Genomic DNA, 13,524 nt, shown 5'->3' on the forward strand with positions numbered 1-13,524 from the left:
GAACCGAAACACGCCACGGGGCGAGCCCTTGACGTGGCTCGCCCCGGCTGCCCCCGCTTGCCCTGTCCGGTTCTCGGCACCCCCGGGCCGGCACCGCCGGGCTTTCCGTGCTCAGCGGCCCGCCCCCACCGCCTCCGTCGCAGGCGATCCCGCTTGCGCCGTGCCCGCTCCCTCCGCCGGGTCCTCGATCACGATGCGCAGGCGGTTGTAGTTCCGGCCGTGGCCGTCGGGCTTGTAGTTCTTCTCCACCAGCCCCTTGACATCGACGGCGAAGAAGGCGACCTCCGTCGTGCGGTCGATGCGGATCTCCTGGGGCCGGTCCCGCACGCCCGCCGCTTCGTAGCGGGTGGACTGGAACGTGGGCCGGGACCCGTCCAAGGTGTAGTACACGTCCGCCGGCTCGCTGGTGTGGAAGCGCAGCCGCACCGGGCCGGTGAACACGAGGGTCTGCTCACCATCGCCGTCGAAACGGACTTCCTGGCCCTCCCCGTCGCCCAGGGCGCCCGCCGCCGAGCGGGTCCCCTTTTCGGGCAGGATTTCGACCCAGGACCGGGGCTGCTGGCGGTCGTTCTGGTAGTCCAGGGCGACCCGCAGCAGTTCCATGTTGCCGTGGGCGAACTCCATCGCCTGCTCGTAGGCCTCGGGCCACGCGGGCTGGAAACCCTGGGACCGCCAGCGCCCGTCCTCGAAGCGGTAGGCTCCGACCTCGAAATCCCACCCGAACACCCGGTGGCGGTACCAGAAATGGTCGGCGGAGTTGCCGGCCGCGGAGTACAGCACATCGATGACGGGCCCCGTCTGGCCCGGCAGGATCACCGTGTCCCGCCACCGCTCGATGGCGTCGAGGATCCGCTCGCCCGCCTGCCAGAAGAAGGTCTCCTCGCCCAGGGTGGGGCGGGGCAAGGGGATGCGCCCGGGCACCTTGTACGCTCCCGGCGGCCACATGAAATAGCCACCGTGGCTGTGGACGTTCATCGCGAACTTGATGTTGGGGAAGTTCTCCACCAGCCAGACCTCGTTGCGCGTCTCCGGTTCGGACAATGGCGCGGGCCCCGCGTAGGTGGAACTCAGCGGGTTGGTGCTGCCGCCGGTATACCCGTCGTGCACGCTGCCCACGGCGAAGTTGCGGTTGAGGTCGACGCCCCACTGGTTGCGCAACGCGGGGTCGGCGTACGCCGGTCCGCCGTGGTTCACCAGGTTCTTCCGCTGCAGATTGTAGTCGTAGAACGAGTAGTGGCCGCCGTCGGGGTTGACTGACGGCAGGATGAAGATGTCCAGGTTGTCCACCAGTTCCCGCGTCGGCTTGTGGGTCCGGTAGTTGTAGAGCAGCCGGGCCGCCGTCTCCAGCGCCACCAGGGGCGTCACCCACTCCCGGGCGTGCTCCTGCGCATAGATGAACACGCCGGTGCGCGAGCCATCCCGCCGCTTGCCGATGCGCAGGACCTTGACGGTGAAGGGATCCCGTGAGACGTGGGCCGGAGCCCGCAGGTAGTCGCTGAGCACCACCGGCCCCTCGGGCGCGACCACGCCGGTGGGCTGGGCGTTGCGGTACGGATACGCCTGAACCGGAAGCTGGGGGTCGGCATTGACGGCGGCGATCACGTCGCCTGCCGTCGACGTCACCGACCCGTCGGGCCCGGTGGCCAGCGACACGTGGACCGTACGGGTCGCCTCATCATAACGGACGGCCAGGGGCCGGTTCGGCTCGCCGGGATCCTCCAGCACGACCCGTAGCCCGTTGCCCCCTTCGTGCCCCCACGCCTTGGAGTACCAGACGATGGCCCGCGAGCCCGTGCTCCCCGTGACCCCCATGGCCTGCCGCCGGTAGCCGTGGGTCTTGTACGGCAGCTCGATGATCTCCGTCAGGTCGGGGAACTCCCGGGCCAACGCCTCCAGCCGGGCGTAGACCTCGGTGGGGTCCATGTAGTGGTCGACGAAGCCGGTGCGGTACTCCCCGTCGAAGGTGAACCGCGCCTCCTGGGACGGCCATGGCTCGACGGCGGCGCGGGCCTCGGCCCCACTGGCGTCGGTCACCCGAACCGCCTCGGGCAGCGACGCCACCGGCACCAGCAGCGTGTGGTACATGTACTCCCCTGCGTCGACGAAGGGTGTCATGGTCCCCAGGTGCTGCCCGCTCGCCGCGTCATAGACGTTCAGCACGGCCTGGGCGCCGGCCGCCGCCCGGGCTTCCACCGAGACAAAGGGGCCGGCGGCGTTCTCGAAGCCGTCGGCCCGCAGGATGCGGACCGGTTCGGCCTCGGCCGTTGCAGTTCCGGCTGCGACGGGGGACGAACCGGCCTCGGCGCCGTTCGCCGCGGCCATCGCCCCGGCGGCGGGCTGCGCCGCGGTCCCCGGGGCGCCGGCGGGCCGGAGCCCAAGGGCTGCCAGTTGGCGGGCCTGGTCGTCCGTTACCACCAGATCGATGGTCAGCCGGCCCTCTGCATCCTGGAACACCGGAGCCTCGACGGCGATGCCCATCTGGTGGACCTGCTCCAGGACCGCGGTGGACGGCAGGGTGAAGGTCACGACCCGCTCCACCACCGGGTCCCGCTGCACCGCCGGGTCGGCCCCCCGGGCCTCGGCCAGGGCCTGCGCCCAGGTCAGTCCGACCAGGGTGACCCCCAAGACCGCGGCGACCAGGCGTTGGGCCAGCCTGTGCCCTGCTCCCCTCTCCACGGGCATCCCTCCAACCGTTCCCGCCGGCCGGGGGCCGGACCCGCCGGCCGGCAGGTGGACAGGTTGTCAAGATTCTAGGACAAGGCGAGGGTGCCCGTGGCACGAACGGTGTCGAGGCCAATCACACCTTCTCCGGTGCCCGCTCCCTTGGCCGGCTGCGGCCCCACAGGCGGCGGGGCGCCGGCTCCCGCCCGCCGGCCGCACCGGCGTCTCCTTCGCCGGCAGCGCCCCCATCGCCGGCGGCCGGGCCGGTCGGGCTCCCTTCCCGGCGCGGATCGCCATAGCGGCCGATCTCGTCCGACGCGCTGCCCGTGGCCGCTTCCCGCGTCTCCGTCTCGGTGCGGGCGGCCCAGGGATCCCGCTGGGCCACAGGCTCCGGCCGCGGGTAGGTGACCTGGGCGACGCGGACGTCCACCAGGACGGGACCGTTCACCTTGAGGGCCCTCTCCAGGGCCGCTTCCAGGTCCTCGGCCCGTTCCACCCGGATCCCCGCAGCCCCAGCGGCCTCGGCGACGGCGGCGAAGTCCGGATTGACGAACCGGGTCCCGAAGGGCTCCACCCCCGCCCGCACCTGCAGCTCTTCCTCTTCGGCGAAGCGACCGTCGTTGCAGCAGATCACCACGATGGGCAGGCGCTCCCGCACCGCCGTGGTGAACTCCATCAAGGACATGCCCAGGCCGCCGTCCCCGGCCAGGGCCACGACGGGTCGCCGGGGAGCGGCCAGGGCGGCGCCGATGGCGGCCGGCAGGGCGAAACCGACGGTCCGCCAGTGCCCCGACACCAGCACCGTCTGCCGGTCGGGGAAGAAGTAGCGGCCGAACCAGTAGGTGTGCTGGCCGGTGTCGACGCAGATCACCGCCTCCGGGTCGAGGACCCCCGACAGCACGGTCATCAGGGCGGCGGGGTGGACGCCGTCGCCCGCCCGGGTGCCGCGCCCCCGTCGCCACCCGCCGGACCGCCCGCCCGGCCCGGGCCCCCGCCCCTGGGCCGCCGCGTCGGCCTCTTGCAATTCCGCATGCCAGGTGGCCCGGGCCCGCTCCCAGAAGGCGCGCCAGCCTTCCCGGGCCTGGGGCTTGATTCCGTCCCGCAGGGCCGCGATGACCGTCTCGGCCGGACCGGCCAGGGCGACCTCCACGGGGAAGGTCATGCCCAGGTGGGCGCGCCGGGTGTCGACCTGGATCACCTTGAGCCCGCGGGGCACGAAGGCCGGCTGCCACCAGGTCGAACCCACCACCAGCGCCACGTCCGCCGCCCCCATGACGTCGGCGGCCGCCTGGGTCCCCGCCTCTCCCAGCACGCCGCAGTAGTGGCGGTGCTCCGCCGGCACGGCGCCAAGCCCCGGCAGGGTGGCGACGATGGGCGCGTCCAGCGCTTCGGCCAGGGCCAGCACCGCCTCCCGGGCGCGACGGGCGCCCCGGCCCGCCAGGATGACCGGTTTCATCGCCGTCCGCAGCAGGTGGAGGGCGGCGTCCACGTCCCGCTGATCGGGGGTGGGTTCGGCCTGGAGGTAGCCCGGCTTACCGGTGGGCTTCGCCCCGGCCAGTTCCTCCCGCTGCAGATCCACGGGCAGGCCCACCCGCGCCGGACCCGACCGCTCCCAGGCCGCCCGCAAGGCCGCCGGCAGGATGCGGGTCGCCTGGCCGGCTGCCGCCAGGGTATGGTTGAAGACCGTGGCGTCGGTGTAGACCAGGTCCAGGTTGGCGTCCTGGGGCCAGTGGGTGGCCGTCTTGCCCGTCGGCAGCCCGCCGGTGAGGGCCAGGAGCGGCACCCGGTCCATGGCGGCGTCGTAGACGCCGCTCAGCATCTGGACGGCCCCCGGGCCGGCGTCGCTGCAGCAAGCGGCCATCTGTCCACTGACCTTGGCGTAGGCGGCGGCCATGATCGCCGCGGCCGTCTCGTGCCGGGCGGCGACGAAGCGCGGCCGGCGGTTCTGGCGGACGGCCTCCAGCAGCGGGATGATGGAGTCCCCGGGGACGCCGAACAGGCAGGCCACATCCCACGCGGCCAGTTCGGACGCCACGTAGTCGGCCACGGTCATGCGCCGGGACGTCATCCGTCCTCGCCTCCTCCCAACGGTCCAAGATGGGGGTGGATTGCCGATGGGGCCCTGGTCCCGCCCCTCATCGCCCCGGCCCTCATGGTGGCGGGAGGACAGGGGCCGGCGTGGGCGCCGGTTCGTCCGACGGCGTCCCGCCTGCGGCCGGTTCCGGGCCGTCCAGGCCGCCTGGGGGCCGTTTCGCGCCGCCTGCGAGCGGTTTCCTGCCGCCTGCGGACGGGCCCATGCCCGGGCCCACGCCGCCTCCCACCGGCGCCGCGGCGACCCCGTCCACCGCCGGCTGCACCAGCGCCGGCGCGCCCTCGAGCCGCTGGAGCCCCGCGGTGCGGGGGTGGTATGCCAGGGGGACGCCGGTGATCTCCGCCACCTCCCGGGTAAGCGCCCGCAGGTCGCCCTTGCCCACGTCGGCCAGGCGGGCATGACCCAGGGCGCGGGCCGCTTCCACCATCTCCTGGACGCAGGCCTTGAGGTAGTTGGCGGCATGGATCGCCGCCTGCTCGCCGTCGAACAGGTGGGTGTAGCGGCCCTTGGCGATGAAGAGCTCGTAGGGCGGCGCGTAGGGCATCAGCCGCACCATCTGGGCCTGCACCATGGCCAGCAGGATCGCCGTACCCACGTAACAGGCATCGGCGCCCAGGGCCAGGGCCTTGAGGAAGTCGGCTCCGTCCCGGAGGCCCCCCGAGGCGATCAGCGTCACCCGGTCCCGGGCGCCCAGCGACCGCAGGATGCGGTCCGCTTCGGGGATCGCGTAGAGGATCGGCAGGCCGAAGTCGTTGATGGTGAAGAGGTACCCCTTGCCCGTGCTGCCCTTGGCCCCGTCGATGCTGATGAAGTCGACTCCCGCCGCCACCGCCGCCCGCAGGTCGGCCTCCAGGTCGCCAGCGCAGAGCTTGACGCCGATGGGTACGCCGCCCGTCGTCCGGCGCAGCTCCTCGACCAGCCGGGCCAGGTCGTCCGGCGAGGCCACCTGGGGAAAGCGGGTGTGGATCACCGCGTCCTCACCGGGGCGCAGGCCCAGGTGCCGCCGGACCGGTTCGTCCAGCATGTCCCAGGGGGTCGACTCCTGGGCGCTGGCGTCGGCGCCCTGGCCGAACTGGATCTCGATGGCGTCCGCCTGCCGCAGCTGCTCGGGGCGGATGTTCCAGCCGCCGCGGTTGTACTGGACGATGTAGTGCTTCGCGTGGCGGCGCTCGTCGGCCAGGAAGCCGCTCTCCCCGGAGTTGGTGGCGGTGCCCACCATGGCCGACGCCCGGGCCAGGGCCACCTTGGCTTCCAGGGTCAGGGACAGGCCGTACGCCATACCGGTGATCAGGATGGGGATCTTCAGGTGCAGGGGCCGGGCCGCCTGGGGGCCGATGGTGACCCGGGTGTCCACGTCGGGCTCCCCTCGGGGCAGCCGGCCGATCTGGGCCGGGACGAAGACCAGCTGCTCGAACTGCATCCACGGCCGGGTGGCGCCGTAGGGGCGGGTGAAGGGCCTGCCCGTCTCCGCGCGCCGCATGATGGCCAGCATCTGCTCGGGGTCGGTGTTGCGGGCTAGCACCATCCACTGCAGCATCTGGTTGCGGTCCTGGGGGCCGCTCAGCGCCGCCACCATCATGCGGTTGAACAGGCGCCGCAGCAGGGAGGGGCCGAGCCAGGCGGCCAGGCCCGCCACGGCCCCCAGCAGCACCAGCATCGCCAGCAGCGCCCCTGCGAAGGCGGCCAGCATGCGCGCCATCCCCCTTGATCGGACGAACCCGGCCCCCGGGGCAGCGGCACCTGCGGGCTCCGGCCCCTGGGGGAGCTCCGGCTCCCGCGCCGGTTGCGGCCCGTGGGGACGAACCCGGTCCCTGGGGGAGTTCCGGCTCCTGTGCAGGTCGCGGCCCCTGGCGACGCGCCCGGCACTGCTTGCTCCGGCCCCTGCGGGCGCCGCGGCGGCCCCCCGCCGGGTCCGGTGCGGACGGGCACGGACGGGCGGTCAGGCCCCTTGCCGGACTTCGCGCCATGGGTTCGGGCGTAGGGTTCCCGCGGGGCATGGCGAGGAATGAGGGGACGGAGGGTTCCGGGCACGGACATCATCCGGTAATGGTGGGTGCCGGCCCCAGCACCGCCGTACGCGCCGGCCGCCCCAGGGGGTACCTGCCGGGGTGGGCTCCTGGGGCGGGCCCCCGCAGGCCGTCCCCCAGGCGGCATCACGGGGTGGCGTACCCCGGCGGACCCCCCGGCGGGGGCGGCCCCCCGGCGGACCCCCGGGCTGGCCCCCGGGCGGGCGACCACGGGGCACGGGGCGGCGGCATCTCCACCGGCGCAGATCGACGGCCAGCGGCCGTCCTAGCCGGCGTTCCGCAGGCCGGCCGCGATGCCCAGGATGGAGAGCAGCAGCGCCCGCTCCAGGGCCGGCCGCTCGGGGTCGCCTTCCAGCGTGGCCCGGTACCGGGCCAGCAGCTCCACCTGCAGGTAGCTGATGGGGTCGACGTACGGGTTGCGCAAGGCCGTCTGCCGCGCCAGCACGGGGTGGTGGGCCAGAAGCGGCCCGCCGAAGGTCTCCTCCAAGAGCGCCCGGGTCCGCACCATGGCCTCCTCGAGCCGGGGGAAGAACCGGTTCGCCAGGGGCCCGGGCACCAGCCGCAGGTACTCCCTGGCCACCGCCAGGTCGGCCTTGGCCAGGGCCAGGGCCGCGCCGTCCAGCACCGAGCGGAAGAAGGGCCAGCGGGCAAACATCGCCTGGCGAAGGTCCCGCGGCACCGCCGCAAGACCTTCGGCCAGCCCGTACCAGCCGGGCAGCAGAAGACGCACCTGGGTCCAGGCCATCACCCAGGGGATGGCCCGCAGATCCTGGACGCGCCGGGCCCGGCCCGTGCGGGCCACCGGGCGGGAAGCGATCTTCAGGGCGGCGATCTCCCGGATCGGGGTGAAGTGCTCGAAGAACTCGAAGAACCCGGGCTCCGCCAGCAGCTGGCGGTAGGCCTCCGCCGACCGGGCGGCGGCCCGGTCCATGGCCTCCCGCCAGGCCGCCGGGACGGGGGAACCGCCCGCGGCGAGCCCCTGGCGCCCGCCGCCCGGCCTGCTCGGCGCGGTCCCGGCCCCGCCGGGCGGGCCGGGTTCCTCCGGCGAAAGCACCGCCTCTTGGGCCTGGGCCAGCGTGTCCCGGGCCGCCGCCAGAAGGAAGTGGTAGAGGAGCTGCTCCAGGTTGCGCAAGGCCAGCTCGGGGTGAGCGTAGCGGTCCGCCAGCGCCTCTCCCTGCTCGGTGAGCCGCAGGCGGCGGCCCACGGTGCCCGGCGGCAGGCTGGCGATGGCGCGGCCGGCGGTCCCCCCGCCGCCCCGGGCTGTGGACGTGCCGCGACCGTGGAAGAAGGACACCGGCACGCCCGCCGCCCGGGCCACCGCCGCGATGCCCTCCTGGGCCCGGTAGAGGGCCCAGTTGGCCGCCAGGTAGCCCGCGTCCTTGCTGGAGTCGGAGTAGCCGATCATCACCTCGCAGCCGCCGCGGCCGCGGGCGTGGACGCCGAAGACGGGGTTCTGCAGCAGCTGCTCCATGGCGCGGGGCGCCGCCTCCAGGTCGGCCAGGGTCTCGAACAGGGGGACCACGTCAAAGGGCAAGGGGTGGCCGGGGCGGTACAGCCCCACCTCCCGCGCCAGGACGAACACCTCCAGCACGTCGGCGGGGCCGCGGCAGCCGCTGATGATGTAAGCCCCCCGGTCCTGCCAGGCCCGCAGAGCATCCAGGGCCACGGCCAGCTCGCGGCTGCGGGGCCGGTAGCCCACCGGCGCCAGCGGCCGGGGCGAAGCCAGCTCCCGGGTCAGCACCGCCTCCCGCCCGGCGGCATCCAGGGCCAGGTACTCGCCTGCCGCCATGATCCCACCGGCTTCCAGCAGCTCCGCCACCGCCCGCCCGTGGGCCTCGGCATGCTCCCGCAGGTCGAGGGGCGCCATGGCCTCGCCAAAGACCTGGGCCCGCCAGCGCAGGGGACGCACCAGGGTGGCCGCCGCCTCGCCCAGCCCGGCATCCCGCAGCCCCTCTTCCACCTGGAAGAGCAGGCGATCCAGGGCGGTGGAACCGGCGGCCTCCGGCCCCTCGCCGGTCGGCGGTTCCCCGGCGGTCCCCTTTGGTGGCGCGGCCGCGGCGGGCCGGGAAGGCCGTTCGCCGGCTGGGTCCGCTGGAACGGCCGGCCCTCCAGGGATGCCCTCCGCGGAAGCGGGCGGCCGGGGAGGCATTGCCGCTCCCTCCGGCGGAGCCGCCGGCCGGGGAGGCGGTGCCGTTGCCTCGACTGCAGCGTCCGGCCGGTGGGGTACAGCCGGTGCCTCGGCTGGAGCCGCCGCCCGGGCGGGCGTCTCGCTCCACACCTCTTCCGGCACCGCCCTTGCCGCCCAGTGCCGCTGCAGCCGGTAGGCGAACCGCCGGTAGGGCTCGCCGGGGAACCGGCCGGCGGCCGCCGGCGGCAGCGGCGCCACGGCCTCGGCGGGCACGGAGGGCAGGGGAGGCAGGGAAGCCCGTTCTTCCGCCACGGACAGATCCCGCGTCAGGGCGGCCAGGCCTCCGGCGTACTTTCGGGCGATCTCGGCCCGCGCGTAGGCCTGGGCCCAGGCGGTGACCTCCGGGGTCACAAAGGGGTTGCCGTCCCGGTCACCACCGATCCAGCTCCGGAAGGCCAGGGGCGGGGGAAGCACCGGCCGCCGCCCGTAGCGGGCGGCCACCGCCCCCTCGAGGGCCTCCATGAGCCGGGGCACCGCCTCCCACAGGGTGGTGGGCAGGTAGTAGAGGCCGCCGCGGACCTCGTCCTCCACCCGGGGCGGGGCCGGGCGCAGCTCGCGGGTGGTCCAGAGCAGGGTGACCCGGGCCACCACCTCGTCCAGGTCCCCCTCGCCCCGCTCCAGCCGGTCCAGGGCCTGGTTGAGCTGCAGCAGGTGGTGGCGCAGGGTGCGCCGCCGCGTCTCGGTCGGATGGGCCGTGAAGGTCAGCTCCAGCCGGGCCGAGGCGAGGAGGCGCACCACGTCGTCGAATTCCATCCCTTGGGCCTGAAGCTGGGTGATAAGGGCCAGCAGCGACTCGGGCCGGGGCCGGTCGGGCGTGCTGGCCTGCTCGCGCCGGCGGTTCACCCGCACCCGGTGCCGCTCCTCCGCCAGGTTGACGAGATGGAAATACGTCGAAAAGGCCCGGATCAACCCTTCGGCCGCGGCCACCGAAAGCCCGCCGATCTCGGCCCGCAGCGCCTGCCGGGCGGCGTCATCCCCCGGGTGCTGGCGGAGGTGCTTGGTGCGGGCGCGGATGTCCTCTTCCAGTTCGAACAGGCGGTCCCCCGAGAGCCGGCGGATGGCCTCCCCCAGGGCCCGTCCCAGGAGGTCGACCTCCCGCTTGAGAAGGGGGTACAGTTCCTCCTCCGTCCGGGCGCCGGGCGGGGGAACGGGTTCCGCCGGGGCAGGGAACGCCTCGCCGGACGAGCCGGCCGCCGCAGGGCGGCTCCCCTGCCCGCCGCCCCGGTCCTGGCGGTCCCGGCCGTCCTGGCGGTCCTGGCTCCCCTTCCCCACAGCCGAGCCGGCCCCTGCTGGCCGGTCACCCTCGCCGCTCACAAGCCCTTCCTCCCTTATCCCGTCCCGGGTGTCCCGTACCTTGCCACTGTTCCATTCCCTTGCGCCCCTTGGACTCCAAGCCCTTCCGGTGTCTTTCCCCCTTCATCCCGGCCGGCGTCCCTAATCCCCCCGGCCGCCTCCCCCGCCGGCGGCCGCGGCGGGGGAGGGGAGGAGCCGGTGCCCGGGGCGGCTCACCAGGCCGGCACGGGCGCCCGGCCCGCCCGCCCGGCCCACGCCCACCCGGCCGGCCAGCCCCAGGGCCGCCATGCGGGCCGACAGCGCCTGGGCCACCGCCGGGGCCTGTTCGTCCGTCACCAGGGCCAGCACGCTGGGACCCGCCCCGCTGAGGCAGGCCCCCAAGGCGCCCGCCGCGGTGGCCACGCCGATCAGATCCTCCAGCCAGGGAAACAGGGCGGCGCGATAAGGCTGGTGCAACCGGTCCTGCATGGCTTCCGCCAGGAGGTCGCCGCGCCCGGCGGCCAGGGCGTGGACCAGCAGGGCCGCGCGGGCGGCGTTGAAGGCCGCATCGCCGTGGGCCACCGCCGCAGGTAGCGCCCGCCTTGCCTCATGGGTGTAGCTGGCCACGGCCGGGATGGCCACCACGGCCGCCAGTGGACGGCCCAGGGGGACCGGTACCGCCCGCCAGCCGCCACCAGGGTCGCCGCCGCCTACGCCTGCACCTGCGGAGGCCTCTTCCCGGCGCCCCGCGGCTTGCCCCGCCGCCGGGGCCGGTCGCCAGGCCAGCACCAGGCCGCCGTAAAGAGCCGCCGCCACGTTGTCCGCGTGGCCTTCCAGATCGGCCGCCAGTTGCAGCAGGTCCGCCGCTGTCAGCGGTCGCCCTGCCCGCCGCAACCACTGGTTGGCAGCGGCCAGGCCGGCGACGATGGCGGCGGCACTGGATCCCAGCCCCCGGGCGGGCGGAATGGTGCTGCGCACAACCAGCCGCCAAGCGGCAGGGTGGGCTTGCCTCGCCCGGTGGAAGGCGGCGACCACGGCCCGGACCACCAGGTTTTCCCCCGCCTCCCCGGGCGGTGCCGCCGGGAGGCCCCAGCCGTCCAGATGCCAGTGCACGGCCCCGGCGGGGTGGATCCAGTGCCGCGGCTCGGCGGGCCAGGGCTCAAGCCACGCCCTGAGCTCCCAGCCCTGAAGGGCCAGACCCAGGCAGTCGAACCCCGGCCCCAGGTTGGCGCTGGTGGCTGGCACCCGGCTCCAGGCCACCGCCCGCCCGCTGCCGCCGCCTGGTGCGTGGGCCGCGGCCTCGTGGCCCGTCGCCGCACCAAGGGTCTTCTCAGGATCCGGACGCCGGGTGAGGGCGGTGCCCCGCTCCCTATGGGCGCGGGCGACACCCCTTGCGCCACCCCTTGCACCGCCCCTTGCGCCCTCGCTGGCACCCCCCCTGCCACCGGGCCTCCGGCGGTAGAGGCCCATGGGCCCATCCGGCGCCTCCCGGGCCGGTCGCCGTCCCTTCCCCATCTCTACCGACCTCCCGCCGGTGTTGCAAGCAAGTGCTGCACGACGGCCTCCGGATCCAGGGCCCGGGCTTCCAGGGCTTCCAAGGCTTCCAGGTCGCCGCCCTCGCCCCCGCTCGCCCGGGCGGCCCGCAGGGCGGTGTCCACGTCCTTCAGGCCGTGGCCCGTCAGCACGCACACCACGGGCCCCTCGGGCACCTCCCAGCCGGGTTCGTCCCCCCGGGCCAGCTTCAAAAGGCCCGCCACCGAAGCCGCCGAGGCCGGCTCGGCGAAGACGCCTTCCAGCCGGGCCAGGAGCCGCTGGGCGGCGAGGATCTCCTCGTCGCTGACCGCCAGCACCCGGCCCCCGGTATCCCGCACCGCCGCCAGGGCCTTCTCCCCGTACACGGGCCGGCCGATGCGGATGGCCGACGCCAGCGTCTGCGGCCGGTCGACCGGCCGGCCCCGGACCAGGGGCGCCGCCCCCTCCGCCTGCACCCCGTACAGCCGGGGTACCCGCCCCAGGCGGCCCGCCGCCGCGTAGGTGCGAAAGCCCATGTGGTAGGCGGTGATGTTGCCGCCGTTGCCCACGGGGAGGAACACGGCCGCCGGTTCGTCCAGGCCCAGGGCGGCCAGCTGGTCGGCCACCTCGAAGGCCGCCGTCTTCTGGCCCTCCAGGCGGTCGGGGTTGAGGGAGTTCACCAGCACCAGCTCGGGCCGCTCGGCCACCACCTGCCGCACGGCGGCCAGGGCGTCGTCGAAGCTTCCCCGCACCGGCAGGATCCGCGCCCCGCAGGCCACGGCCTGGCCCACCTTGCCGGCCGCCACGCCCCCCGCCGGAAGCACCAGCCAGCAGTCCATGCCCGCCCGGGCGGCGTAGGCCGCCGCAGCCGCCGCCGTGTTGCCCGTGGAGGCGCAGATCACCGCCTGGGCGCCCCGGGCCCGGGCGCAGGTCAGGGCCATGGTCATGCCCCGATCCTTGAAGGATCCCGTCGGGTTGGCCCCTTCGAACTTGAGGAACACGGCCGGCGGCCGCCGGTCGCGAGGCAGTTCCTCCAGCAGCCGGTCCGCCCGGATCAGCGGCGTGTCGCCTTCTCCCAGGGTAAGCGGCTCGGCCCCCGGGTGTACCGGCAGCCAGTCGCGGTAGCGGGCGATGATGCCCTGACGGGGCAGGACCGGCCCGGGCTCCCCAGCCTGACGAGGAGGGCCGGGGCGGTTAGGGCGAGTGGGACCAGACACCGCTCGTTTCACCCTCTCCTCGAAGCTCAAAACGAAAGGAGGCCTGCGTGAAAACCTGTGTGGAAACCTGTATGGAAAATCGAACGGCCCCGCGCCCCGTTAGGGACGCGAGGCCGTGCTCGCGCGGTTCCACCCTAATTGATCCGCGGCGGCGCCCCGTGGCGTTTCGCCCGGTGCCCTGCCTGACCCGGCGGGGGCATGGGCGACACCCACCGGCCACCGCCACCGCGAATCCTCTCCGTGCCCGTAAGGGGGGCTGCCCCGCCCAGCTACTCCCGCCCCGCCTGCCTGGCCGGGCGGTTTCGCCGGCGGCTCCCGGAGGGTTTTCGGCCCGGCCCGGTGCGGGGGCTTTCAGCCAGGGCCTCCCGTCTCTGGACACCGGCTTGGGGGCCTACTCGTTCCGGTCATCGCACACGCCGGGATGACGCATTCCTCAAGCCGAACCGGCTCTGGGAACGCTTTTGCGGGATTATAGGGCCTGGCCGGGGCCGGGTCAAGGGGTCGCAGCGCAAGGACCACCGCGCCGGGATCAGGTAGAACCGGGCGAGACCCACC

At 74.5% G+C, this 13,524-nt stretch carries 6 protein-coding genes; all 6 read right to left on the reverse strand.

Features of this window, described 5'->3' with window-relative positions; all coding sequences use genetic code 11:
• Positions 1-111 precede the first annotated feature (111 nt).
• Positions 112-2,676: a M14 family zinc carboxypeptidase gene (locus ACYQ02_RS07565; RefSeq protein ID WP_460039848.1), complete on the reverse strand. Its 2,565-nt coding sequence runs from the start codon at positions 2,674-2,676 to the stop codon at positions 112-114.
• Between the two features lie 121 nt (positions 2,677-2,797).
• Complete coding sequence (locus ACYQ02_RS07570; RefSeq protein WP_460039849.1) at positions 2,798-4,729, reverse strand: thiamine pyrophosphate-binding protein; 1,932 nt, start codon at positions 4,727-4,729, stop codon at positions 2,798-2,800.
• A gap of 82 nt (positions 4,730-4,811) precedes the next feature.
• Positions 4,812-6,443, reverse strand: a complete 1,632-nt coding sequence (locus tag ACYQ02_RS07575) for an FMN-binding glutamate synthase family protein (RefSeq protein ID WP_460039850.1) — start codon at positions 6,441-6,443, stop codon at positions 4,812-4,814.
• 602 nt (positions 6,444-7,045) lie between these two features.
• The gene (locus tag ACYQ02_RS07580) at positions 7,046-10,282 is read right to left on the reverse strand and encodes a phosphoenolpyruvate carboxylase (RefSeq protein WP_460039851.1); all 3,237 of its coding nucleotides are present in this window, start codon (positions 10,280-10,282) and stop codon (positions 7,046-7,048) included.
• A 120-nt stretch (positions 10,283-10,402) separates the two neighbouring features.
• Entirely contained in the window at positions 10,403-11,755 is a 1,353-nt protein-coding gene (gene thrB, locus ACYQ02_RS07585; RefSeq protein WP_460039852.1) for a homoserine kinase, read from the reverse strand.
• A gap of 2 nt (positions 11,756-11,757) precedes the next feature.
• Positions 11,758-12,981, reverse strand: a complete 1,224-nt coding sequence (thrC, locus tag ACYQ02_RS07590) for a threonine synthase (protein ID WP_460039853.1) — start codon at positions 12,979-12,981, stop codon at positions 11,758-11,760.
• Positions 12,982-13,524 lie beyond the last annotated feature (543 nt).

It is taken from the genome of Thermaerobacter litoralis (assembly GCF_054654595.1).